21 protein-coding genes and 1 pseudogene are annotated in these 24,801 nt (G+C 36.5%); 5 read left to right on the top strand and 17 right to left on the bottom strand.

The features are described from left to right. Positions 1–7: 7 nt before the first annotated feature. The 11 genes and pseudogenes from ACZZZA_RS09280 to tssO (ACZZZA_RS09230) all read right to left on the bottom strand — a co-directional run bounded on the left by ACZZZA_RS09280 (position 8) and on the right by tssO (ACZZZA_RS09230) (position 14,112). Positions 8–1,351, bottom strand: a complete 1,344-nt coding sequence (locus ACZZZA_RS09280) for a hypothetical protein (protein WP_463431191.1) — start codon at positions 1,349–1,351, stop codon at positions 8–10. 11 nt (positions 1,352–1,362) lie between these two features. Beyond that, positions 1,363–3,289, bottom strand: a pseudogene (locus ACZZZA_RS09275) (type VI secretion system Vgr family protein). 293 nt (positions 3,290–3,582) lie between these two features. After that, positions 3,583–3,987, bottom strand: a complete 405-nt coding sequence (gene tssD / locus ACZZZA_RS09270; protein ID WP_463429230.1) for a type VI secretion system tube protein TssD — start codon at positions 3,985–3,987, stop codon at positions 3,583–3,585. A gap of 163 nt (positions 3,988–4,150) precedes the next feature. Then, positions 4,151–5,098: a hypothetical protein gene (locus tag ACZZZA_RS09265; protein WP_463431189.1), complete on the bottom strand. Its 948-nt coding sequence runs from the start codon at positions 5,096–5,098 to the stop codon at positions 4,151–4,153. An 85-nt stretch (positions 5,099–5,183) separates the two neighbouring features. After that, positions 5,184–5,981, bottom strand: coding sequence for a hypothetical protein (locus ACZZZA_RS09260; protein WP_463431187.1), 798 nt, complete (start codon positions 5,979–5,981; stop codon positions 5,184–5,186). Between the two features lie 28 nt (positions 5,982–6,009). Then, positions 6,010–9,033 (bottom strand): M23 family metallopeptidase, encoded by a 3,024-nt coding sequence (locus ACZZZA_RS09255; protein WP_463431185.1) that lies wholly within the window; start codon positions 9,031–9,033, stop codon positions 6,010–6,012. Positions 9,034–9,051: 18 nt separating this feature from the next. Then, positions 9,052–9,555, bottom strand: coding sequence for a DUF4280 domain-containing protein (locus tag ACZZZA_RS09250; RefSeq protein ID WP_463431183.1), 504 nt, complete (start codon positions 9,553–9,555; stop codon positions 9,052–9,054). 93 nt (positions 9,556–9,648) lie between these two features. Next, positions 9,649–12,117, bottom strand: a complete 2,469-nt coding sequence (gene tssR, locus ACZZZA_RS09245; RefSeq protein WP_463431181.1) for a type VI secretion system protein TssR domain-containing protein — start codon at positions 12,115–12,117, stop codon at positions 9,649–9,651. Further along, complete coding sequence (locus tag ACZZZA_RS09240; RefSeq protein ID WP_463431179.1) at positions 12,098–13,003, bottom strand: PKD domain-containing protein; 906 nt, start codon at positions 13,001–13,003, stop codon at positions 12,098–12,100. The genes tssR and ACZZZA_RS09240 overlap by 20 nt, the downstream gene beginning before the upstream one ends. 39 nt (positions 13,004–13,042) lie before the next feature. After that, complete coding sequence (gene tssO / locus ACZZZA_RS09235) at positions 13,043–13,561, bottom strand: type VI secretion system TssO (RefSeq protein ID WP_463431177.1); 519 nt, start codon at positions 13,559–13,561, stop codon at positions 13,043–13,045. A gap of 20 nt (positions 13,562–13,581) precedes the next feature. Further along, on the bottom strand, positions 13,582–14,112 hold the full coding sequence (tssO, locus tag ACZZZA_RS09230) for a type VI secretion system TssO (RefSeq protein ID WP_463431175.1): 531 nt from the start codon (positions 14,110–14,112) through the stop codon (positions 13,582–13,584). A gap of 178 nt (positions 14,113–14,290) precedes the next feature. Here tssO (ACZZZA_RS09230) and ACZZZA_RS09225 point away from each other — a divergent pair, with 178 nt between their 5' ends. From ACZZZA_RS09225 to ACZZZA_RS09205, 5 genes are all read left to right on the top strand, one after another. Further along, positions 14,291–14,788 carry a response regulator gene (locus ACZZZA_RS09225; RefSeq protein ID WP_463431173.1) on the top strand — a complete coding sequence of 166 codons (498 nt, stop codon included), beginning with the start codon at positions 14,291–14,293 and terminating at the stop codon, positions 14,786–14,788. Next, on the top strand, positions 14,785–14,961 hold the full coding sequence (locus ACZZZA_RS09220; protein ID WP_463431171.1) for a response regulator transcription factor: 177 nt from the start codon (positions 14,785–14,787) through the stop codon (positions 14,959–14,961). Before ACZZZA_RS09225 ends, ACZZZA_RS09220 begins: the two co-directional genes overlap by 4 nt. Positions 14,962–15,099: 138 nt before the next feature. Then, positions 15,100–15,390, top strand: coding sequence for an HU family DNA-binding protein (locus ACZZZA_RS09215; RefSeq protein ID WP_034674127.1), 291 nt, complete (start codon positions 15,100–15,102; stop codon positions 15,388–15,390). A gap of 350 nt (positions 15,391–15,740) precedes the next feature. Further along, positions 15,741–17,303, top strand: a complete 1,563-nt coding sequence (locus tag ACZZZA_RS09210; protein WP_463431157.1) for an Rne/Rng family ribonuclease — start codon at positions 15,741–15,743, stop codon at positions 17,301–17,303. Positions 17,304–17,676: 373 nt separating this feature from the next. After that, positions 17,677–18,324, top strand: a complete 648-nt coding sequence (locus ACZZZA_RS09205) for a response regulator transcription factor (protein ID WP_463431155.1) — start codon at positions 17,677–17,679, stop codon at positions 18,322–18,324. Positions 18,325–18,401: 77 nt separating this feature from the next. Here ACZZZA_RS09205 and ACZZZA_RS09200 read toward each other — a convergent pair whose 3' ends face one another. From ACZZZA_RS09200 to ACZZZA_RS09175, 6 genes are all read right to left on the bottom strand, one after another. Beyond that, positions 18,402–19,907, bottom strand: coding sequence for a carboxypeptidase-like regulatory domain-containing protein (locus tag ACZZZA_RS09200; RefSeq protein ID WP_463431153.1), 1,506 nt, complete (start codon positions 19,905–19,907; stop codon positions 18,402–18,404). An 8-nt stretch (positions 19,908–19,915) separates the two neighbouring features. Next, a complete protein-coding gene (locus tag ACZZZA_RS09195) occupies positions 19,916–21,280 on the bottom strand; it encodes a CsgG/HfaB family protein (protein WP_463431151.1) in 1,365 nt (454 codons plus the stop codon). Positions 21,281–21,304: 24 nt separating this feature from the next. Beyond that, entirely contained in the window at positions 21,305–21,712 is a 408-nt protein-coding gene (locus tag ACZZZA_RS09190; RefSeq protein WP_463431149.1) for a curli production assembly/transport component CsgF, read from the bottom strand. Positions 21,713–21,724: 12 nt separating this feature from the next. Further along, positions 21,725–22,456, bottom strand: a complete 732-nt coding sequence (locus ACZZZA_RS09185) for a CsgE family curli-type amyloid fiber assembly protein (protein WP_463431147.1) — start codon at positions 22,454–22,456, stop codon at positions 21,725–21,727. 9 nt (positions 22,457–22,465) lie between these two features. After that, positions 22,466–22,879, bottom strand: coding sequence for a hypothetical protein (locus tag ACZZZA_RS09180; RefSeq protein WP_463431145.1), 414 nt, complete (start codon positions 22,877–22,879; stop codon positions 22,466–22,468). A 247-nt stretch (positions 22,880–23,126) separates the two neighbouring features. After that, positions 23,127–24,641, bottom strand: a complete 1,515-nt coding sequence (locus ACZZZA_RS09175; protein ID WP_463431143.1) for a beta strand repeat-containing protein — start codon at positions 24,639–24,641, stop codon at positions 23,127–23,129. Between the last annotated feature and the right edge of the window lie 160 nt (positions 24,642–24,801).

The following is a 24,801-nucleotide window of genomic DNA, read 5'->3' as shown; positions in this document are numbered from 1 at the left end:
CAGTCGATTATTTTTTTATTGGTTCTTTTCCTTTTTCAAAAATGAACATTCCTGCTTCAAGAAGACCTGCTGGCGAAGCTCCTGAGGTTGGCAATAGAAATGCTCCTCTGGGATTCCAAAGTGATTCATCCCATCGGCTGTCACCAAGAGTTGCCCTGTACCAGTCTGCAGGATTGAATGGACTGCTCACACCTTCATCCTCGATGGTCATGTACTGAGATTTATATTCTTTATTTCCTCCGTCAAGCCATGTAGAAGTGTAATTACTTCTTCTCAGAAATGCGTAAACCTTCGCATCAAGGTGATCGCTTAGCTTTTGAGCTAAACTTTCCTTTGGCTTTACTAATTTTAAAGATTCTGAATCATATTTATAAGATGGATTGAGAGTGACTGTTCTGTCATCGCTGTTTCCGGTTCGGCATGCGTAAGAAAATATTTCAGGCTTTAAAGTGAAAGATTCTTTCTTTAATTCCGATACATGTTCCTTCTTAAAACGTTGAGATTCTTCCTGATCACCATCCAAACCAAAATCTAAGATACTCGGTAAACCATGTGCAAAAATCTTCAGAGTAGAAACTTTTGCTTTGCTTCTGCTTATGGTAGCATCTCCGTCATTGATATATTTTATCAGCTCGCTTACCGTTTTTATTTTCTTAAAATACAGATTTGCATTCCATTTTTTTGCATCTCTCTTGATGATGCTTAGTTGCATGTCTGTAAACGCATCAGAAAAGATGATGATATTTGCATATTTATGATCTTTATAATGTTCTCTGATCTCTCGAACCGCTTGTGCGGGAAACATAAGTTTATTTCCATAAGATTGAGAATGTTGCTCGGTTCCTACTACGATCAGAATTTCCCCTTGTATGATTTCAGCTTTAGCGTGAGATTCAGGTGTCTGGAAATAAGCATACATCTTTAATTTATGAGCCGTAAAAGAATTTAGAATTTTATGAGAAACTTCTATTAATCCTTTATTGGAAACATCGATTAATATTTTTTTTCTACCGTTTTCATCATATTCTGAAGCCCATTTTAAATTTTTTTCTTCATCATTTTCCGGCTGCCTGTTAAATTTTGCTTTATAATTATACCACTTTCCTTTTTCAACACAGTCTACAAGTTTATTGTTTTCATCAAACGGACCTTCAACTTTAATGACTTTTAAAAGTTCTTTTTTTGGTTGATTCACATCATGATTTACCCCTCCACCGGAACCATTCTGCACCTGTCGTCCTCCTGCAACATTCTTTGTAAATCTGCTTTCTTCTAGAATTCCTCCGTTGGCATTACCTCTGATGTTTTTTGCGAAAATTTGTATCCTGCCTTTCGTTTTCTGATCTTCCATCGCCTTTCGATTTATGCATTATGACCTTTCTCTCCTGACAGATTATGAATCGTCTGCTCGCTGTTTTGTACATAATCTTTTGCAGCCGCTACTTCAATACCCTCTGAAGCATTTTTGTGGATGTCTGTAGCATCATAAGTGAAATTTTCTGACGCCATATTCATGATATTGGTCGCATTCAGATTATAATTTAAACTCGCATTCTGCCAGATATTGGCTCCCGCTGTTTCCGTTATATTCAGTCCGACAGAATTGCTTTTATTCATTCCTACATTCGTATTCATGTTCTCCAGAACATCAATATTAAAATTCCTGCATTTAATATTGATCGTTTCAGGCGCTGTAATATTGATGTTGCTTCCCGTGGTATCCAGATGAATCTTATTGCCGGATTTATCGGTAATGATAATGCTTTCATCTTCTGTGAAAACCACTCGGTGACCGCTCCGCGTCTGGATCGATTTTACACGGTTATCCATCCCGCCACCCAATCCGATGCCTCCGTGGAACATTCCGCCCATCACAAAAGGACGGTTCCGGATGATTGTGTACGAAGTTGACCATCACCTGATCGCCCACTTCGGGAATCGCAACATACCCCCGGTTTTGGGTGATCTGATCTGTACCTCCCGCATCAGGACTCATCATTCTGATAAAATGCGTCGTATCGTTCGTCTGCCAGTCGAACCTCACCTGAACCCTGCCCTGTCCTTCCGGATCGGTGTTCGAGATCACCGTGGCGATCTGTGGTTCGGCTTTCGGGGTTGAAAAGTCAGGCTTCGGGAGAAAGCCCGTGTCTGAAGCAATCCCGTGGAAGCTTCCCGTGTAGTGACCGATTGCATCAATCTCATGCGTGGTTTCCGTCACCATGATTCTCGTGAAGTAAGAGGTTTCATTCGTATCCGGTTTCCGCATTTCGATGTCGACTGCGCATCCCGGATGTAAAAAAGGAACCGTTGTAGAACCTGAAAGATTAAAAACATTCACGCCCTCACTTCCCGATGTGCTTTTCTGCGAATATTCTACATCCAAATGGGTCGTAGCTTTAATGGGGGCAACACGCAGTGAAGGAGTTTTATAAATACTATCGTTGTGCTGATACGCTGTTTTGGCCAGATCTCCGACATGGCGGATCGGGGTCTCTCCTGAAGTCAGCTTCTCGTTCTTGCTGCTGTTGTAACCGTAGAACTGAGGTTTGGTGTGTACCGCTTTCAGCTCTACTTTGATGTCGTTGGCGCTGCTTCCGTACGTGAGTCTGATCGGTGTGTTCTGAGCAGGAAGTTTCCCGAAGTGAAGCACTTCCCCGTCGTAGTAGAACTGTTCGCCATACGCTTCTGCCATTCTCGCCAGGTAATTGTAATGCGTCTCATCGTACTGGCTGCTGTAGACAATCTGTGAATAATCGTGGGTATCGATCCGGATATCGAAGCGGCTTTTATCTAAACCCTGTTTGATGACTTCTTCGGCGATGATTCCCATATTCACAGGCTGGCTGCCTCCGAAGCTTTGGATGTGCGGTGCTCCGTCGAGTAAAATGGTCGGACTGTAACCGGATAAAACAATATTCCCCAGACTCATTTTTTCCTGACTGAAACCTACCCCCGTAATAACGCCCACAAAGGTACGTTCCGGACTCCTGTCGATGTCTTTGTAGGAAATAACGGCGGTCAAGCGTTTGCCTAAAAACTTGTTGGCTTCTTCTAAAGTATGGGTCTGACGGTCTCCCAAAGTGTCGTGAGCCAGGGTAAGGGTAAACTCATGATGGCGGCGTGCGCTCTGGGTGAGCTTAAAATGTTTGTAATATCTGATCACCTTACCTTCTATCACCAAAGATAATTTTACCAGACGGTTGATCCCCGTATGATGGCTCTCTGAGATTCCTTCTGCATTCTGAGAAGGGCGGAAGGATGAACCTCGGCTTTGTTCTGCGGTATTCATATTGTTGTGATTGTGTGGTGGTTTAAAGTTATTAAATTTTATCTGTTCTTACCGTTTTTAAAGATTAAATTTTGGATTTTTAACTTTTAAATTCGTCAATACTTATGAAAAATAATCCTTTCGCTGACAGGTATTTCTAAAACCTGCTTCCAGAAGACCGGAGGGAAATCCTTCAACTTCACTCAGGATAAACTACAGACGGAAATTGATGCAAAAAACATTTCAGGCAAAAAAGACCGTCCTGCAGGACGATCTTTGCTTTGTATACAATAATACTGAAAAGTGAAAAATTTTTAGCTTGAAGGCCAAAGACCTTCATAAGCTGCGTTTCCGTAATTGATCTTCTCGGCACTCACTACAAAGCTGATGAGCATTGAGTTTTCGTCTACCGCATCGAAGTCTACCTCATGCTGGATCACGTAGCCGTTTTCCCAGTTCAGGGTGATCAGTGTGCCCTCTTCATGAGATTTGTTGAACGTGATCTCGCCCGAAGTCGGCTTGTATTTTCCGTTCAGTAAAGACTCCAGAATGTCTGACTTTTCTGTCGCCTCGATCGTTAATTTGATGATTGCATTCGACGGATCTGAAGCCACTCTCCCAGAAACATCCGTGGAGCGCGATACGCTGTAATTAAGCTTTAATAACTTCTGACCCTCGCTCCCGTTGAATTTTAAGATTCCTCTTGAATTTGATGCCATGTACCGTAAATTTTAATCGTTAATATATGTTGATTTGTATTTTGTTTACCAAAGATAATTCCAACCAAACTCATTCTGAAAATTTTAAAGCACTATTTCAAAATTTGTAGTAATTCTACGATTTTAATACAGTAAATTACAATCTAAAGAAGTGGAAATGGATTTAAATAACTTCATCAAGCTTGAAATCTGTGGTGTACAAAACTTTATATTGAGTATAGGAATGAGTGATTTCCAAAGATTTGATGAGACCTTTGTCTTTTGAAAGAATATATTTTCCTGTATAATAAATTCCGGAATGAGAAGCTTGGTTGAGAATAATCTCATCATCATTTTCTGAAATATCCGCAACCTGATGAATAGCTGTCAATTCATTCTCTAAAATTATTTCAAAGTGAGATTTTCCGTTTTTGAATTCGTTACGGATGGGTGCAAAATAGGTTTTGATCAACTCATCATCCTTCATTTTTTTCTGAAATAATTCTTCATTTTGAACAACATATTCAAATTCTTCAATATAGATTTCGGCATACTGATCCGGAAACTGATCTTTCAGTTTTTCTTTTATTTTAGGGAAATTCTCAATGGTTTCTTGTAAAAGATTTATTCTCAGAATTTCACCTTTTTGATTGGTGTGAATTTCTATCGGATTGATTGATTGAATGCAGCCCATTGCCAAATCTCCCATCTTTGAGTGATTTTTATTGGAGAAATTGTTTTTTGAAAGATGAAAAGTATGGTTTCCAAATTCATTTTTTATCCATTTTAAAGAAAACTCACAAGAAAAGGAATTTTTTGTCTGTCTTTCATCATCTGAAGATGATTCTGTGATACTTACTTTGTATTTTGAATGTAAATTTTTCGGTATAAAATTGATTTTCGGATTTCGCTCAGGGCTTTTGAAAGGTGCATCATTTCTTGAATTGTATTTCTGAACCATTACATTATTGGGAAGAAACAATTTTTTTCCTGCAATGAGATTTTCATCAATCAGATCTTCGCTCGCACAATTCTGATTGTGAAATTCTTTAATGTATATTGGATTTTCTAAATTGATCTGATCGGCAACGCTTTGCAGAGTGTCTCCCGGACGAATGAAATGAAGCATCATACCTTTTCTTTATTCTTTAAGTTAGTCAACTAAATACAGCTGTTGATTATCGTAATCGCAAAATTGCTGCTTGATAATTATTTTCCTAATCAGCATTGTATATAATTTTTCTAACGACAGATTCATTTTTTTTATTCAGTTCAATATCTGTAATTCCACCTTCATAAAGCATTTCAATCAGAACTTGATTTTGCTTTATTTTATAGGAGATCTCAATGATCCCATTCTTGTTAATTTTTTCGGATGTATTACTCTTAGGAAGCTTTTTCAATAGAAATTCTGCGTCTTTCACTAATGATTTATTAACAATTTCCTCGTAAACCTCATCTAAAGATTGATTTGAAACCGTACATTCTTCACCTGAAAGCATATCTCCCGTAATTTCTTTACAATTTGTTTTATTTAAGCCTGCGGCTTTATTTTCTGTTCTTTTTTGAGCAGTTATTCCGCAAAGCTTTCTAAAATCATATTTTTTCAGAAGTTGTTTATTGTAACTGACGTCAGATGGCTCTTGCGGATCTGATGTGATATCATAGAGTTTCTCTGTATCCGGAAAAAAATGAAGCCAGGCAACCGCACTTTCTATGGTCTGTTTCTCCACAGATTCTGACTGGTTTTTTACAAAGACTTCCAAAACAATCTTCTCATCAGAGTTACTTTCTATTTTAACAAAAATATCTTTGTAATTTTTTACTGCTGTAATATTACTTGATAAAACAATTTGCCGGAAAAACTCTTCACAATTAATTTCAGAATCTTTTGTATCAATTTGCTGTTGTGGACTTTGAGCTGTTTGTACTATGGCATTTCTATCTACTTTGCTGGAAGCCTTTTGGCATCCGAACATGAATAAAACGAAAAAAACTATTGCGGTGTGCTTCATTTTAATTTGATAAATATTTTAAATTTTATTACAAGGCATCAGTAAATCTTGCTCTAACGTTCTGAAGAGATGTTCTGTATGCGGTTTGTGCGGTTGTATCTCTACTGTTAAACCATCTTGCGTAATTTCCCTGATACTTGATGATGTATTTTGCTTTGTACTCCATTCCGGCGATTACTGAAGGTAATTTCACAAATTCTTTTGGCTTGTCGGTAATTTGCGCATTTCCACCGGCACCACTTAATCCTTTTCCTTCAAATGCACTCCAGGTTCCTACCGGCTGCTCGACAAAAAGTGTAGAATCCCAGCCGTAATAAGGTGGCTCTCCAAATGCTTCCATACCTCCGGTACCGCAGTGCTGATACTGTTTTGAAGCAAAATGCGCAGTTTCTAATCTATACATTTTCTCGACAATAGTAACCAAATCTTTTCCGGTAACCTCAACTTCTTCTTCAGAACCTTCCCATTTCCAATTCCATTTACTATCCTTGTAGCGGTTGTAAAGTTCCTCTATCGCTGCTTTACCATCCTCGACAGTAAACAATTCATCATCATCTGTATCTTCTTCAAAAGTATTGCGATAACCTTCCTTCAGAATTTCCAGAGGATCTACCAAATCACTTCTCCTTTTATAACGGTTATCTCCAGACAAAATATGATTGGCGTTTAAATCAAATCCTTCACTTCCGGTATAATGTTCAAAGTGAATCATATAAATCGTATGACCGCTGATTACAGTAATCCCCTGAAGATAACCTGTAACGCCCAATTTTTGACCCTGTACTACTTTATCACCTTCTTTCACTTCTTTTTTGCCTGGAGCAACCTCTCCGTAATTGATGATAAATTCTCTTCCGTCATTGGTGGTATGATGTACCGCAATATAATCTGTTCCGGCATAGAAAGGTGCTGTTTTCAGGACTATACCATCTGCCATTGCAACAATTTCGGTTTCCGGTAATGTATATAAATCTCGACCGGCATGTTTTCGCTTGCCTCCGCTTCTATTAGAATTAAAGGTGGTCATGTTACTTCCCTGGCTTGCTGCCCAATAATAATTTTGTCCCCATGTTTTACCTGTATCATTTTCAGGTTTTACAAGCAATGGGAAAATTACCGGTTTTGTTTTTGTCATCTGGAAATATGCCCCGTCAGACTTGAGGAAATCTTTTTCATGCGATTTTTCACCTTGCGCTTTTGCCTGCAGGTATAAAAATTCAGGTTGTTTTTTATAGAGCTTAAATTTAATCGTGTCATTTTGAGCATACGTTTTTATTGCTAATACACTTTCAATGTCGCTTACAAAAGCTGTTTTATCATCTGCAATTTTAGGGTTGTTGGCATTTCCTTTTTTTGCGATATCTAAGATAATCCCGGCAATTCTTTTCTTATCGGCCTCGTTGCTTATCGTATTCGGACCTCCAAATTTATACGTATATTCTCCTTCTTCTTTTCCTTTTGCTATTTTTTCTCTCCAAATTTTAAAATCATCATTAGATTTAGGTCTCAGATGAACCGGTACTTTGGCAACTCCGTTTTCTATGGTTGCCTTAAATTCTGTTTTCTCAGTTCCTGGAACTTCTCCTGTCGTAGGTGGAGCTTGTTCCATTTGAGCTTCGGTTATTTCTAAAATTGGCAGTACAGCTCCCGCAGAGCCCTTCAGTAAGCCATCTTTTTCTTTGATGATGATTGTTGCCTGTGTTCCATTCAAACCAGATGTTCTGGCAACCAAATAAACTTTAGAATCTATTGGAGCACTGTTAATTTTTTTGAATTCTGCGCCTAATTTAAAGGCTGGAATGGTAACTGTTTTATTATTTACAGTATCTGTTCCATATTCATTTGCAGTGAGAGCACCTATGATGGCTTCCTTTGTGGTATACTTTTTTTCTTTCTTTAAAGTACCTGCAACTCTTCTCAAAATAGAATCAGCAACTTTTGTTTTTTCTTCAGCTGTTGATGTTTTGTTATTAGCTTTTCTTCCGCCAAAAGTGTAAACATGATTTCCATCTGCTTCACCCGTTAGTTTAGAATATTCTTTTTTAGCAAAATAAGCGTCCAATAAATTTTCAACTCCAGAATCTTGTACGATACTTACCGTTCTTCCACCATCAGCCTGCTGCGTGGGTGGTTTTGCGGGTGTAATTGTTCCTGGAGACTCTGCCCAATCCCAAAGATCCAGATTATTCCACCATTCAGTTACCGTATCCACAATTCCTTTCTCTTCTTTTTGAGACTGTGGTTTGTCGGCTGCAGGTGAGTTTGGAGCTCTTGGCGGAACATTATTGTTACGAGGTTGGGTTGGTTGAGCCGGTGTAGAATTATTTGCAGGTTGCTGCGGTCTTGGCTGTGCAGTTGATCTCGGAGTGTATGAAGGGTTGTTCACCTCCCGATTTTCCGTTGCGTGTTTTCTGTCCTGAAAATATTCTACCGTAACATAAAATTCTAGCTTTTGAGGATCTGTCTCGCCACGCATTGCTTTTTGCATCAATGCTCGGGTTAACATAAATTCTGCTACGGCAACTCCGCTGGAATTAACGGTTGCTTCTTTAGTTTCAATTAAAAGATTGCTGGTGTTATGACCATCTCCTGTTGCATCATCTTCCCATAGAGAGAATTTTAATTTTTGTCCTGATAAGTTTACACATTGTGCTCTTGCACGCATTTTTTCGGTATAACTAAAAACTGTTCCGGGTGAATCATCAACATATTGAAGTTCAACTTTATTAATTCTTGGAATAGCAACAGGCTGCGGCGAAATTTCTATGGATGAAGGTCCGTCCCCTTCAGACTCGTACAGATATGCCTCAAGACGGTACGTATTTCTCTGAGCCACCTCCCCGAATGTGAAAACTCCTGCACCTGTTTTTTTTATATTTGTAGTGGTAAATCTGCCATTGGAACGTTTTTTAAACAATTCCCAGGTAACACCAGTTATATTTCTTTCTGTTTGCGGTGTTGCAGGGTACCAATCGGTAACGGTATAAGTGGTTTGTTCTCCTATTTTTGGAGAAGGATTTCCTGCTATTTTTGAAACTCCTCTTTTTGTCATCACAGAACTATTTACAGATTAATAAGCGTCTAATTCACTTTCCAAAGCCGTTTCTTTGAATGCTTTCACATCCACAAGAGGATTTATATGTCTGATGATTTTCTCATCAGCATTTTTCACATTTTGCTTGCTCATTTCGCCACGTTGTCCGTGATCTTTAATGGTAATTTTACCGCCAACAGTACATTGAAGCTCAGAAATTTCTGTCACAACTTTTTTACCCATAACCAGAACTTTCTCATAGGTTTTCTGCCATTTTCCTGCAGGAGCATACGAGCAGGGAAGGTATCCGCTGGAGCTTGGCTTGAGTTTGCATTTTCCGAAACTGGGACCTGCCGGGTTAAACTGCAAATCGTCTTCTGTAACGGCAAGATAATCTGCACCGCCTTCAGCATCATTCCAGTAATGTTTTTGATGGGTTGTAACTTTATGCTGTGGGAACTGATCACCTTGATTACACTGACATTTCCCTTTTTGAACGACAAAGTGTTTGCCATCATGAGATGATGATTGCTCTGACATATTTTGTGATGTTTGGTAACCAAAGATAACGAAAAGATATTAAACATAAAAAAAACGGAAAGTAAATTTCCGTTTTTTTTGTATTATAAGTTATTAATGTTGAGTATATTCCGGTGCATCTGCAGGTAAAGTAGTCGGCATAAAATATTCATTAAGCCAGTAAAATTCCTGTCCGTTCTGCCTGATCTTTACAGCAGGATTATTTCTGTGGGTAAGCATTCTTTCAGCCAAATCTTTGTAAAATTTGAAATAGGTTCTCGCCTGATCGTTGGTAATAATCTTTGATTTTTTCCAGCCTTTCAATTTATATTTTGACATCAATTCAGCTTCAGAATTATCAAACCCGGTACTCACCCCAACTGCGTAAGACATGGGCTGCTCATACAATTCTCCTTTATCTAAAAATTTAAGGGTAGGATTATATTTTTTAAGAAGTTTGATGTACTCTCTGACGGCTCTTGACTGTTTAAAATCTGTTCTTGCAGCTCCGGTATTTTCATACACTTCAGCATAAAAAGCTTTAAGCTGATCATATTCGGTTTCAGAAATTAAAATTCCCTTTTCCATTCCCGGATCAAATTCTTTTAGTTCTCTCGGAATATAACCTTTCACTAAAAAAGGATTCCCGTAATTAATCAACTGTGCCGCAATACCGGAAGGAACCGGATTGGTAAGTCCGGGGTAAAGATATTTATATTTAAAATCTACATCTGTTCTTCCTGCACCTACCGATGAATGGAAATAATCATTTAAAGATTTATCTATCATATTGTTGTCTAATGTCACCTGAGCGATAAGACTATCAACCGATTTTTTCAGGAAACCGGGTGCTGTAATATCACCTTTTTTAGGAAAAATAACAAACCCCGGAGCCATACTCTGCTTAGGAAAATCTAGTGAGTAAAAGCCCGCATCACCTTCAATTAAATTAAAATTATTCTTCGTTAAAACATCACTTTGATTGATGATTTTCTGTTTTTTGAGCTCAGCAACGTTCTTGGCAGTATTTGTAACAATATTCTCTGCCATCAAAACGAAGTCATTGTACGTATCTGAAGATCTTGCACTCGTCTGGAACATAATCACTTTCGCCTGAGCCTGCGTTAAAGAATTGATAACGCCGTACATATTGCCGCTATTGGCAGAGGTGCCGATTGTGATCACGATATTGGTTTCGTCCGGAACTTCAGACAATAAGTTACCAGCTGCAATCAAACCTTCGTTGACAGGTTGGTTACCGCCTGTACTCTGGCAATTCATCTCATTGACTTTCTGATCAATAAATGTTGTGATCTTGCTGTAGTCTTTGCTTAAAGGAGACGGAACTACGTTTTCTCCGCAAGGATTATTCTTATAAAGTACAACACCATATTTAACTGAATTAAAATATGAAGGTTTTTCAAATCTCAGCTGCAGATCCTGTAAAAGTGATTTTACGATTGGGGCATACGGTGCATTTGATGAACTTACGTCTAAAACAAAAACGATGTTTGCTCTTTTATTTTTTTCTGTAATTTCTCGGTATCGGTCAAAATAAATCGGTTCACCCAAAACATTGTAGACGTAATTTTTGCTGTAATCTAAAATATTGGTGAAGTATTTTGTTTTGGTATCTGCTGCAAGAGTATCATTGAGGGGTAAGTTTACAGGGAAAATATTTTCAAGAGGTGTTCTTTTATCAACATCTGTAAGTAATATGGCTGTTCTTTTTTCTGAATCTGTACCTCCCGGTGAACCTTCGTGAATACCTAAAGCAGTCTCTTTAATTCCGGTGGGATTTTTCATTTTAACAGCAGAACGTTCTCCCCATGCGGAAATTACATCTGAACTTACCCAGCCATATAACCCTGTACTGATGCTGTCTATATCAATAGACGGTCTTTTTCCCACTAAAAACCTTTTGTTATTTTCAGCTTGTTTGTAGACATAGACCATCTGACCGTTCGGAATTTTCACAGGGGCATTTTCTATCAGGCTTGGTGAATTAAAAACCATGATTGAATCGTTTTTATAGTAACGTTCTGCACTTCTGATCACTTCCGGATTGCTGGGTACTACGGCAACTTTCACAGGATAGCCTGTCTGTTCGCTTTTCAGAGAATTACTCCACAGAAGAAGGTCAGATTCCGGAATCCAGCCGTAAGTTTTTATATTTTTTGACGAAACTTTTTTCATTAAAGCATCAGGAATATATTCTGCTACTTTTACCATGCCGTCTCTATGTTTCAAAACCATCAAAGGCTCCAAAAATTTGACTTCTTTATATGATTTTTCGTCACTTTTATCAAGATAGGCCGTATTTCTTGAGCGATCTGAGATGGCAATCCACGGGACAGATTTCTTCGGAAATCCATCGATTACTGAAGCTTTATCGATATGACCATACTGTTTGGGTTCAGGTGTTTTTTTTGAAGGTAATTTTACCTGACAGCTTACGAGCAATATAGAAAAACCTATATAATATGCCGCTAGAGGAAATTTATTTTTCATCTTAATTTTCTTTATGATGGTGGTGTGTCCGAAAAATTCAGAACGGTAATATTTATTTGCTTTGGTTGACATCTACTTTGGTTACACAGTTTTGTGCATCATCGTAATTCAGTTTTACAGTCTGTATCACATTATTTTTATCAAACTGAAGACCTGCGCAGTAGAGATAAAAATTATTGACCTTGCTGTCGCTTACCTGTACAATAGAGTTTTCGTTATTACACAAATATTTGCTGAGTAAATAATTGTAATGCATATTAAAACTGTTGCCATTGGCAATTTGCTGCAGGTGGTATTTAAAGTCATTATCCCTTTTTTCATAAAAATCATCTACGGCAACTTCTTCTTCAACCTCATTGTATTCTGCCACAATTCTTATTCTGTGTAAAATAGGTTCTGTATCTGCATCGGTGGTTAATGTTACGACATAGTCACCCGGGTTTTTGTAAGAATATGTTGACAGTTTATCTCTAGAATTTATTCCTGATGTTTCTCCAAAGTTCCAGGTAAAAAGTTTGCCGTCTGATAATGCCCTGAAGTTTACATTTTCAAACTGCATCGCCTGAATAGGTGCATCTATGGTGGTAGGTATTCTCATACTGTCTTTCGCTTCTACCCTTTTTGAAGAAACAATGATGGGATACGTTTTGGTGTATTTATCATCAATAATCAACGTTACGCTGTAATAACCTGGCTTGTTGAAAAAATGATATCCTTTATTCTTATCAGAAGTGTTACCGTCTGCAAAATTCCATTTTCTCTGTTTTGCAAAAGGTGTTTTATCTTCAAAAAACAACGTATCTCCCACGAGAATTGTAGAAGGATACACAGCGCCTACAATATCATCCGACGAATGAATAACTTTTTTTTGAAGCCACAATGCGACGAGTGCGGCAAGCAGCAATGTAGCAACAACACCGATAATGATGTTTTTCCTGTTCTTCTGAAAATAATTCATAATAAATTTTTGTGATGTGTGTTGATAACTTGGTTCTTTTTATTTTGATCTGAGTGCGTTGGTTCTGTCAAATAATCGCTGCTCGTTGTCTTTATAGCCCATTTCGCAGTTTTTTACGATTACTTCCAGCCTTTTGACATCGTCTGTGATATATTTTATCATCTGTTTATCTTCCCTATACATATCATAAAAATCTGCAATAAGAGGATATGCATCTACTCTTCTATCCGGAGTAATAAATCTTTTTTTTGTTGATGAAATAAAATCACTATTCTTTCCAATCTCATGAATTGCCATCACATCAGAATTTTCCGGGCTGAGATGCGATATCTTAACAAAAGTGGTGTCTACTGTGGGCTGTAATTTCTTTTGCTCGATATCAAACTGTGATTTTTGCTCAAGAACTCTCAATGTAATAACATCAGATGAATCAAAAGGTGACTGAAATTTATTTAAAAAGATAATCCCCAAAAATATCATTGCTGCTAAAAGCATAAGAATGAGATATAAAAACTGAAAGCGTTTTTCTTTTTTCGATAGTGTAATTTGTCCCTGCATACTTTAATATTTAAATTGATCTATCTCCTTCTACCGGTAAATTTTCTGGTGGGATCTACTTTTAGCTCTTTTACAACACCTGCATTTTTCCCCTGACATCTCAGCAGCTGGCTTCGGTGATATTCTTTCTGGTTAGAAACATCAATGATTTTTGTTTTAAGTTCCAGCATAGGACCTATGTTTTTTAGTAAAACAGCATACGGTTTCAGATTATCTGAACTGTCTGCGCCCATGATGCTACGAGCATCATACAATTCATCGGTGATCTGCCTTCTGAGGGCGATGTCATTTTCTACTTTATTGATGTCAAGAAGAGACATCAGATGATGGATACTGTCAACTTTTATTCTCAGGACTTCGCTTCGTCCCAGAAGTTCTGCGTATTTTTCTGCTTCATGTTCCATACCTTGCCGTTGGGTATGGTAACTTTTGAAAAAGAAAAATACTGCACAAAAAGAAATTAATGATAAAACTACGAACGACAGAATAAATTTCCAAACACCTATCCTGACGTCGGATTTATTCAATTTTTTATCTCTATTTACAGACATAATCGTGATTTGGTTTGGAGTGTGAAAATAGAAAAAAAATATATATTCACAAAATAAAATGCAGACTTTGCAACATATTTACAATTATTTAATGTTAAGTTTAATTTTGTAATCCAAAAGATTTTATTACTTTAGTAATCGAAATTTTACTTTAAAGCTACCAAATCACAAAAATAAAATGAGTAAAATGCTAACCAATACGGTTCGGTTTTCTATAGCCGACAGCGATTTTTATTTTAAAAAAATAATGATCAAAATGCTGCTGGAAAACCCATTCAATATGCTTCTTAATGACTGTAATAATGGGCACGAACTCATCAACAGAATTTACAGAAAACAGGAAGATGTATTCATCATTGAGCTATTTATGCCGGTACTGAGCGGTCTTGAAGCGATTAAATTTATCCGGAAAAACAATCATGAAACTCCTATTATCACTTATTCCGGAACTTACCAGGAGGATATGGCTGAAATTTTAAGTAAAATTCCGAATATCTATTACTGCCAAAAAAACAGTACGGTTATTAAAGATATTATCAAAGGTCAGATTACTTCTAAGGATTTTGATTATCAAGCTTACTCCGAAAGCTGGAAACAGCAGCCACTGGCGGTTCAGGAATATATGAACCGACAGAAAAAAGCCAGGAAGAGCTGTCTTCAACAGAAATTCAGTTGATTAAATTCTGCTATGAAGGCTTCAGTAACAAAGAGATAGGGGAACAACTGAACCTGAGTACGAGAACTATTGACACCTACATCAACCGACTTACAGAAAAGCTCGGTTTAAAAACAAAACTACACCTCATCCGCTTCTGTGTAGAAAACGGATACTATAATTCTAGCATGTAAAAGGTCTTTTTGCAGGTTAAATTTCCACTAAATATAAAATTGTCAGTCTCTTAAGCGAAATATTTTCGCTACTAATTTGCTACTATTCATTTTTTTTGACTAAATTTGCACACCTAAAATTTAAAATTAAAAAAGGAAATGACAAAGGCAGAATTGGTAAACACCATCTCAAATAAATTGGGAACAGAAAAGAATGAAACACAGAAAGTTGTAGAAGCTTTTATGCAGGAGATCAGGACTTCTATGTATAATGGAGACAATGTTTACTTAAGAGGTTTTGGTTCTTTCATCGTTAAAACTAGAGCAGCAAAAACGGGAAGAAACATTTCTAAGAACACTGCAATCGAAATCCCTGCACACAATATCCCTGCTTTCAAGCCATCAAAATCTTTTGTGGAAAAAGTAAAAACTAAAGTTGCAGTAAAATAAGAATAACAATTGAATATTAACTAGTTACAAAAAAATTTAACATTATGCCAAGCGGAAAGAAAAGAAAAAGACACAAGGTTGCAACACACAAAAGAAAGAAAAGAAGAAGAGCAAACAGACATAAGAAAAAATAATCTCAACTAGAGATTTTGTAATATAATAATATAGTTGGTGTTTATATTTTGTAATATTCGCCAGCTATATTTTTGTTTGTTACCACAGGATTTCAAAGTGCCAGAATTTAATTATTAGAATTTCAATAATTTATCATTATCATTACTAAATTAAAAAACTAATAGTATAAATATCTGAATCAACTTTAATCTCAAAAAAAATTATCTTATATCAAAATGAAGAAAGAACTTATAATTTCGCACGAAGATGAGCTTACAAAAATTGCTTTGTTGGAAGACGGAAGATTATGTGAACTTCATGAGGAAGAAGACAAAAATGATTTTGTAGTCGGAGATTTGTTTATAGGAAAAGTAAAAAAACTGGCTCCTAACCTTAATGCAGCATTTGTAAATATCGGGTATGATAAAGATGCCTTTTTGCATTATCAGGATCTTGGACCACAGTATCTTACCTATAAAAAATTTTTAACAGATACGGTTTCTAAAAAGCAAAATGCTTCAAGCTTAAAAAATTTCGAATTACAACCCGAGATTGATAAAAACGGAAGCGTAGAAAAGGTAATCGCAAAAGATGATGTAGTCATTTTACAGATCACCAAAGAACCGATATCAACAAAAGGCCCAAGAATTTCTACCCAGATTTCTCTTACAGGGCGTTTTTTAGTCTTGATACCATTTGATAATAAAGTTTCTATCTCAAAAAAAATAGGCAGCTCTGAAGAAAAAATAAGACTCAGAACATTGATAGACAGCATAAAACCCGAAGGTTTTGGCGTCATCATCAGAACTGTTGCCGAAGGAAAGAAAGTTGCTGATCTTCACAATGATATGAATCAACTGATTCAAAAATGGGAAAATACTTTTAAGAATATTCAGAAAAATAAAGTTCCTTCTAAAGTATTAAGTGAAGACAATAAAGCATCATCTATTTTAAGAGATAATTTCAATCAGGATTTCGTAAATGTCTTTTGTGACGACGAACAAATGGTTGAAGAAATGAAAAATTATCTGGAAGTCATTGCTCCTGAACGGAAAAATATTGTTCAGTATTATGATTCCCACATTCCTCTCCTCGAATATTATAACGTTGAAAAGCAGCTTAAACAAAGCTTCGGAAAACACGTTAATATTCCAAGTTCAAAGGGTGCTTACCTTGTGATAGAACACACTGAAGCACTGCACGTAATCGACGTCAACTCCGGAAACAATATTACAGCCGGAAATACTGCTACCAAAGAACACGGACTGAACGTGAACAGAATGGCAGCCACCGAAATAGCAAGACAGCTACGTCTGCGTGATATGGGCGGTATTATCGTCATCGATTTTATCGACATGGTAAACCCAGATCACCGAAGAGATTTGTTTGAACATCTGAAAACAGAAATGAGCCGTGATAAAGCACGCCACAAGATTCTGCCTCCAAGTAAATTTGGACTGATACAAATTACCAGACAGAGAAACCGTCCGGAAAAACAAATCGACATTAAAGAAGAAAACCCCAACAAAGACGGAGAAATTGTTGCTCCGATTGTCATTGTTGAGAAAATGGAAGATACCATCAGAACCATCATGCAAAAAGGTGATAAAGGAAAACTTTATCTGCATGTACATCCTTTCGTAGAAGCATTCCTCACAAAAGGAATCAAAAGTATACGGGTAAAATGGTATTTGAAATACAAAAAATGGGTCACCATTATTCCAAGGGATTCTTTTAAATATTTAGAATACAAAATCTACAATTCGAAAAAAGAAGAATTAAGCGGATATTCTAACTAAAAAATCATTAAAACCTTCAGAAATCTGAAGGTTTTTTCTTTAAAATCCACCTATTTCCATCCCTATACTAATATTTTTATAATTTATAAATTCAATCAGATTTTACAACTGTGTCTTACATCCCTACCTGCATTTTTATAATTCACTATTTATATCTTTTCGATATTTCGTAAAAGCCCACCAATAAAGGATTTACAACTCTAAAATTGGTTTTTTCTTCAAGTTATATATCACAAAATTTAGAAATAAAAATCATTCATTACGAATAAGTTAAAATAACCTCGATTAAATTACATTATTCAGTAAAAACTTACGTTTATTTGCCAAAATTTGATAGTTTTTTTGTACATTTATTTAGTAAAAACTAAGACCGATGAACCATAATTTAACAATTTTTGATGAGCCTCTTTTATACACACAAGGTTTATCTAAACTGCTCGTACAGAATAAAATATTCAGTTCCATCGAGATTTTTAATAATGTAGAAGATTTACTGGAACACGTAAAAGAAAATCCTCCCAAATTTTTAATGATCAGTTCCAATATCCTGATGTTGAGCGAACTGTATCATTGTGTTGACAATATCATTTCACAAAACAAAACGATTAAAATTATGATCATAGGTAATTCATATGATGTGATCGTGATCCGCAAACTTTTTAATAAAGGCATCAAAAGTTATCTCGATAAAAACAGCTGCTACGAAGAATTTATCAAATCTGTAAATACTTTGAAATCTGATGAAATATACATCTGTGAGTATGCGAAAAAAATGATGATTAACTTTATCAGCAGCGAACAGGAAAAACACAGTCCGAACATTAAAGAACCACTTACCCGACGCGAAATGGAAATTCTGAAATTAATTTGTGACGGACTGAGCAGTAAAGATATCGGCGAACAACTTTTCATCAGCATTAATACAGTAGAAACACACAGAAAAAGAATCCTCATGAAACTGAATGTAAAAAACTCAGTAGGTGTTGTAAAATATGCAATGGAAAATAATATTCTCAACTGATTTTCAAAATCCTGAATAAAAAAAAATCAAAACCCTCACAGGTTTTGATTTTTTTTTTAAGTTTAATTACCAATCTTCTACTCGTAATCCGGCATTTCTCCATTGGTGAAGAGTACAGCTCTGTTAAAATCTATCATCAGATTATTTAGATCTATTGCCACTATATTTTTTTGTGAAATATTATCGTTTGAAGTATTCATCAAGATGATTTGAGAATTGTTGGGTGAGAATCTCGGGTCTAGATCGTTAGTACCAATGGGTCTGTCACTTTCCTGAGTGACATCCAAAATAGTATTGTTGACCATATTGTACAAGAAAACATGAGAGTCTAACTGTCTGTAATTAGAATCCTGATAACCTGAAACATCATGGGTGAATAACAGTTTTTGTCCGTCTACAGAAAAATTAAGTCCTCCCGAAGCACCTGTTGGAGCAGAAAATACGTTTTGTAAAACATTTCCCAGCAGGTCAATAATCAATATTTTGGTATTATAACCGCTGAAATTGTTGGTCTTGATTGCAATTTTGGTGTTATCATAGCTCCAGTCTACTTCTGAAATCAGACTTCCATCCGGGGTTGTATACATTAATTGCTGTCCTGTACCGTCTTTATTGATTTTATACAATTTATCAAAATTTGAATAAATGAAAGCACTTCCTGTAGTGTTCCAGGAAAAATCTAATTCATTCTGATTAAATCCCGCAACAGGAATCTGGGTTACTTTAAAAGGATTTGATCCGTCAGGATTCACTGTGAAAATATGGCTTCCGCCTGCATCTGTTCTCAAAAAAGCAATTAATCCGGCATTATTATTTTTTCTTGGTCTCCAGCTGTTGTGAGATGAGCCGGTGAGCTGAAAATTATTTCCCAAATGGTCACTTGAGATAATCACAAAGTTTCCGTTTTGTTTTCGAACATAATGATAGCGATTAGCAGGAACACTATTGGTGGTAAATTTAAATAATGGACTCAAAACATCCGGATGAATACCATCTGATACTGCAATCTGCCAAAAATAACTTACCCCAAACTGCAAATTTGATAAGGTATAATTTTTAACCTTTAAATCGTTGACCTGAATAACATCTGTATTGATATTATTTTTTACGGTAAGTTTGTATGTTAGACTGTCGGTTTTATCCGGATCGGTGGCGCTCCAGCTCAATTGTACAGATAATGGCTGTGTTACTGCATTATCAATCGGGCTTAATAATTGCGGAGTTGCGGGCGGAGAATTCAGAGATTCGTCATCACTCATCTCAAAAACGATGGTAACGATTTGGTTTTCACTTTGAAGATTCACTGCCTGAAAATTGGAAACATATCCCGAAAGTTCAGCTTTTACAGAATAATTTCCTGTAGGAAGATCTTTTATTTCAAACATCCCGTCTTTATCACTGAAGACGGTCTGTGTACTTGGCGTGGTAAATATTTTTGCATTTACTATCGGCTCGTTGGTTCCTTTTTTTACAACTCTTCCTTTCAGTACACCTTTTTGAGCCTGCTCTACCAAATCTTCACTGCATGAAGATAGTGAGAAGAGTAAAATCAGTATTGAGAGTATTTTTATAGATGTTTTCATAGTAAGTCTTATTTTTTTCCGATATAAAAATTGATTCCTAAGGCGAATCTTAAGGCCTGATCTTTCCTTTTGCCATTCACAAAATCATCCCAGTCATCTGTGAAGCCCATATCATATTGTGATGAAAGCCTAAGACCTAAGTTTTTTTGAACTAAATATTCCAGTCCGCCTCCAAACTGACCTTTGTATCTTGTTTTATCTGTGGAAAACATAGAACCTAAACCTGCATACACATAAGGTGAAACTTTAAACTGAGGAATAATAAGATATTCCAGATTAATTTCTGTTGCTACAAAAGTGCGGGATATGATATTTTCGTTTTCTATTGTAAAAATATTGGCGTTGGCTTCGAGATTAAAATTGTCGGCAAAAAAATATTTAACTCCTAATTTTCCACCCACGGTGGTTTTGGGATTTACATAATCTCCTCTTCCTTTATTGGCTTCTATCTGTCCGAATATTGAAACATTCTGCCTATCTGTGGTAGGATATTTATTTCCGATCAGTCGATCATTACTCATTTTCTGCTCTGCATTATATTCATCAATCAATTTTTGATATTTCGAAGGTATATCAATCGCTTTTCCCCAGATTTTATCTCTGATTCCTTCTACAATTAAAGATTTAACGGCTTTTTCAATTGCATCTGTCACCGCCATTTGGATAGGTTCATTTTGAGTTACTCCTACCTCAGCTTCTAATAACCTTTCTGCATCTACATATTTGAAGAAACTTCCATTGACACTTGTTGAAAGAATTGTTTTTGAAACATATACGGTTTTGAGGATTTCACCATTTAAAGTAGAAACAGCCCGAAGATAAATAGTGATTCTGTCTTGTCTATATTGCGAAGAAGCTCCGATACCGAAGTATCTCGCACCAATCCCTCCAGTCATGATATTGCTGTCATAAGAGATTACACCGCCTTCTAAGAGCGTTCCTGCGTAAAGCAACGGTGGTAAAGCCTGGCTGTTTTTGTCTGCATCTTTAAGATATTCCTGACGTGTTGATCTGATGATTTGTCTTTCGTTGAGAAGATTGGCAATATTTTCTCTTTCGATAGGGGTAAACCATCTGCTGTCTTCCAGTGCTTTAATAAGAATGGTTGTGGTGCCTTGCGGAACTGCTGTACTCCAGTTATTACCATTTTCTGAGGGTTTGTACTGCCCGGTCTGGTCACGGAATTTGTAGACTCCTATTACAATTTTTTCTTTCGGTAACGGTAAGTTGCGAAGTTCTGCAGTATAGGGTGTAATTTCTCCCATCATCGACTTTTCTTTCTCAGCCGGAAGCCCCAGAATAGAAGTGCAGGATTGCATTACATACAGAAACGCAGTGCCAAATACGATTCTGAATTTCGTATAGATTTTCATGGTAAATTATTAGTTTATTTTAAATTACTTCGGAATTACAATTTCGGATTGCTCACCCGTATTGGTATCCAAAATACTGATCATCATCCCCTGTCCTGTATTGGTTATCTGGAGATAAAGCGATCCGAACATATAATTGCCCGCCTGTACGCCTCTCGAACCAAACTGATCCTGAAATAGTTTTCTTGACAACTCACTCAGAACCTGACGGTTCAGACTGTCTGTAAAATTACTCAGTGAACCGGAATTTCCCGAAAGTCCTGTAGTATCTTTATCATCAAATTGATTTTGAGCAGATGCTGAACTCAGTAACCATTGATAATTAAACGTATCTCCGCCGAATGCAGGATTGATCGGTTTATAAACAAGCTGCTGAGATTTTGCCAGAAAAATTCCTGAAAAAAACAGGAGTGTTATGATAAAAGTTTTCATGGTAATTGGTTTTTAGTAGATGAATTCATTCTTAATGAGGTTCTTCCTGGCATTAAAATCTTTGATATACCTCAAAGTATAATCAAGCTGTTCTTTCAGATAATCTTCACTGGGACTGGTCATAAAACTGTAAACCAGTTTATCATCTATCTGAATATTGATCTGTCCGTTTGTGCCTCGTGTAGGCAATTCGGTAATCGTAATAGCAGAATTACTCTTATTAGGCATCTGACTGTACTGGATGTAAAACAGATCGTAAAAATCTTTCCCTACCTTGCTTTTCGTTTCATCAATAGTCAATCCGCTAAGTTCGAAAGCTTCTGCTTTTTCTACAGTATTTGCTGTTTGTTTAAAAAAATCCTGATTGATTTCTAAGCTGTCTTTAGCCAAAAGTTTTTGGGTCTGCTCATCACGAATGTACAGGAAGGCTTTTAAAGCATCTTTTTTATCCAGATTCACGTTCATTTCAGATAAAGCTTTGCTGTCATTGGGATTAATAGAGAACTTTCCGCTTTGCTTATTATTCGAGAGATTTCCGCTAGCTCCTTTTTTAATCGAAACCAAAAGATAATTCAGTTCCTGATAAGTAGAAGTATTATTGGTAACAAAAGCTTTTATTTTTAATTGCTTTTCGACAAAATCCTTTTCAATTTTTGCGACAATTTTTTTGTCATCCTGCCCATAAATATTTACAGACAGGAAAACAAAAAAAAATGTACGAAATATGAATATGAAATTTTTCATCTTTGTGAATTAATAATTTCTCATAAACACAGCCATATTATCGCCTTTTACATTCAGATGCATTCCTTCTGATATGCTGTTGCTTCCCGTGATATCAACAATATTGTTATGACCTTGAGTTGTAATGGCTGTTTTTGATTCTTTTGATGTGAAAGCATTGTTATAATACATACTGTTTTGGTCGCCAAATTGCTGAATAACAATCTGCGTTCTTGAGTTAATCTGTAATTCTGCATTATTCTGGTTTCCTGCCTGTATTATGTGAGATACAGAAGATGTGGATGATAATTGTTCAGAATTTTGCATGCTAATCATATCGATCGCCGTTTGGCTGTTGATTTGATTCCAATCTATTTGTTGCGACTTCGCCAACATCGTGGAGAGAAGTACAAGAGTAATAAATATTTTCTCAAAAATTTTCATTTTTATTTTTTTTAAAGGTACTTGAATACAGTGCCACACGAAACACGTTAAACAGTTATAGTATAAAAATCATGGTTTCCCGTTAATGTATACAGTGTTTATACGGATTGTTTATTTTACCAAAAAGGAGAAACCGAAGTCTCTCCTATTGCTAAATTTAAATTGAATGAAATTAATTTCGGTTTGAAAAATAGGTAAGAAATGAACTTCCTGCTGATTTCATTTGAAAGAAATTCTCTTATTGTAATTATTGATTTACTGTAATCATATTTCCGCTACCTGCTTGCATAGAAGAGTGTAAGTTACCATTGCTCATCTGATTTACAGACACTGCATTACTTGTACCGTTTTGAGTAACATAAGATTCGTTACCAGTTACGCTAAGAGCTGATGCACCTTGGTTGATTGTAGCAGTGTTGCTGCTTCCGATCTGGTAGCTTTCTGAGGTATTTCCAGTCCCGTATTGATTAGTAACCAAAAGGTTGCTGTTTCCGTTAGATTGTTCTCCCACAGATACATTGTCGTTTCCTTGTTGATACATATCAATAACATTTCTGTTGCTCATGCCACTTGCAGTTCCGCTTTGTGAAGAACTTGCATAATTATTATTTCCGATCTGATCGATCTCAGTTCTGTTATAATTATTGCTTTGAGTAACGTAAACTTCGTTATCATTACCGTTTTGATCAGACTCCATAGAGTTACGGTCACCGGTTTGCATTCCGTCTGCATAGTTTCTCAACCCTGTTTGATATTGTCCGGCTTCATTGCTGTTTCCTACCTGATCCAGATAAGCGTCATTATTCCTGTTGTTTTGGCTTTGCATTGCTGAATTATATGTTCCGCCAGATTGGTTAGCAGATACCATGTTGCTGGTTCCGTTTTGATTTTGTACAATCCAAGAAGAACCTCCTGATTGTGTTGCAGCAGCACTGTTTAAGTTTCCATCCTGATTTTGCTGTACAGAATGATCATTACCCGCTTGAGTGGCAGACGCATTATTTAAATTCCCATCCTGATTTTGATTGGATGTCTGACGAGATCCTGACTGTACTAGAGAAGCATTGTTGAAATTTCCGTCCTGATTTTGATTGGCATCATGACCATTTCCTGCCTGACTTGCAGTTGCAGTGTTGAAGTTTCCGTCCTGAACCTGATCTAAATCATTCAAATACCCCACCTGAGAAGAAGTAACAGTATTAAAACTACCATCCTGTGTTTGGATAACATCATTTGCTGTGCTGTATACACCTGTTGGACGAGTATATCCTACCTGACTTTGTGAAGCGGTAGCATTGTTAAAATTACCATCCTGATTCTGAAGTATTTTAGATCTTACATCTCCACCACCCTGAGTAGCTGTAGTTGTATTGAAAGTACCATCCTGATTTTGTGAAATTTTAGATCCGAAAGAAAATTGCTGAGTGGCAGTTGCTCTGTTTCTTAAACCATCCTGATCCTGAGCTACTTCAACTCCTCCAGCTGAAAAACCTTGACCCTGTGATACAGTAGCATCATTTAATGTTCCGTTTTGAGTAGTCTGTGCCTTATTGCGTGCGCTGTTACTTCTTTGGTATACATTTACACTGTTATTATTACCAGTCTGCGTAGAAACGTTTTCATTACCAAAAGATTGCAAACCTAGCTGTGTAACTGTTGCGGAGTTATTGTTTCCTCCCTGTGTTACTGTGTTATCACTGTTTTGAGCATAAATGAAGCCTGCTGATAAAACAACAAATGCTCCTGTTACAAATTTTTTCATGGGTAAATTTTTATTGGTTAGTGATACAAATGTAAAACTATAACAAGTCGTAAAAAGCCACCATAAAAAGGTAAATTGTAAATATCACTACATACAGTTTGTACCGTAACTGTTTTCAGTTTTGGCTGATCATTAATAACAGGTATTAATAGTTTAGGTA

The organism is Chryseobacterium sp. AC405b, from assembly GCF_979258685.1.
The sequence above is the reverse complement of the archived record's forward strand: the minus strand, read 5'-3'. Positions and strand labels throughout refer to the sequence as shown.

Excerpts from the sequence above, each read along its gene's own strand:
- ACZZZA_RS09280 (WP_463431191.1), bottom strand. The coding sequence starts at position 1,351 with ATGGAAGATCAGAAAACGAAAGGCAGGATACAAATTTTCGCAAAAAAC.
- tssD (WP_463429230.1), bottom strand. The coding sequence starts at position 3,987 with ATGGCATCAAATTCAAGAGGAATCTTAAAATTCAACGGGAGCGAGGGT.
- ACZZZA_RS09265 (WP_463431189.1), bottom strand. The coding sequence starts at position 5,098 with ATGATGCTTCATTTCATTCGTCCGGGAGACACTCTGCAAAGCGTTGCC.
- ACZZZA_RS09260 (WP_463431187.1), bottom strand. The coding sequence starts at position 5,981 with ATGAAGCACACCGCAATAGTTTTTTTCGTTTTATTCATGTTCGGATGC.
- ACZZZA_RS09255 (WP_463431185.1), bottom strand. The coding sequence starts at position 9,033 with ATGACAAAAAGAGGAGTTTCAAAAATAGCAGGAAATCCTTCTCCAAAA.
- ACZZZA_RS09250 (WP_463431183.1), bottom strand. The coding sequence starts at position 9,555 with ATGTCAGAGCAATCATCATCTCATGATGGCAAACACTTTGTCGTTCAA.
- tssR (WP_463431181.1), bottom strand. The coding sequence starts at position 12,117 with ATGTCAACCAAAGCAAATAAATATTACCGTTCTGAATTTTTCGGACAC.
- ACZZZA_RS09240 (WP_463431179.1), bottom strand. The coding sequence starts at position 13,003 with ATGAATTATTTTCAGAAGAACAGGAAAAACATCATTATCGGTGTTGTT.
- tssO (WP_463431177.1), bottom strand. The coding sequence starts at position 13,561 with ATGCAGGGACAAATTACACTATCGAAAAAAGAAAAACGCTTTCAGTTT.
- tssO (WP_463431175.1), bottom strand. The coding sequence starts at position 14,112 with ATGTCTGTAAATAGAGATAAAAAATTGAATAAATCCGACGTCAGGATA.
- ACZZZA_RS09225 (WP_463431173.1), top strand. The coding sequence starts at position 14,291 with ATGAGTAAAATGCTAACCAATACGGTTCGGTTTTCTATAGCCGACAGC.
- ACZZZA_RS09215 (WP_034674127.1), top strand. The coding sequence starts at position 15,100 with ATGACAAAGGCAGAATTGGTAAACACCATCTCAAATAAATTGGGAACA.
- ACZZZA_RS09210 (WP_463431157.1), top strand. The coding sequence starts at position 15,741 with ATGAAGAAAGAACTTATAATTTCGCACGAAGATGAGCTTACAAAAATT.
- ACZZZA_RS09205 (WP_463431155.1), top strand. The coding sequence starts at position 17,677 with ATGAACCATAATTTAACAATTTTTGATGAGCCTCTTTTATACACACAA.
- ACZZZA_RS09200 (WP_463431153.1), bottom strand. The coding sequence starts at position 19,907 with ATGAAAACATCTATAAAAATACTCTCAATACTGATTTTACTCTTCTCA.
- ACZZZA_RS09195 (WP_463431151.1), bottom strand. The coding sequence starts at position 21,280 with ATGAAAATCTATACGAAATTCAGAATCGTATTTGGCACTGCGTTTCTG.
- ACZZZA_RS09190 (WP_463431149.1), bottom strand. The coding sequence starts at position 21,712 with ATGAAAACTTTTATCATAACACTCCTGTTTTTTTCAGGAATTTTTCTG.
- ACZZZA_RS09185 (WP_463431147.1), bottom strand. The coding sequence starts at position 22,456 with ATGAAAAATTTCATATTCATATTTCGTACATTTTTTTTTGTTTTCCTG.
- ACZZZA_RS09180 (WP_463431145.1), bottom strand. The coding sequence starts at position 22,879 with ATGAAAATTTTTGAGAAAATATTTATTACTCTTGTACTTCTCTCCACG.
- ACZZZA_RS09175 (WP_463431143.1), bottom strand. The coding sequence starts at position 24,641 with ATGAAAAAATTTGTAACAGGAGCATTTGTTGTTTTATCAGCAGGCTTC.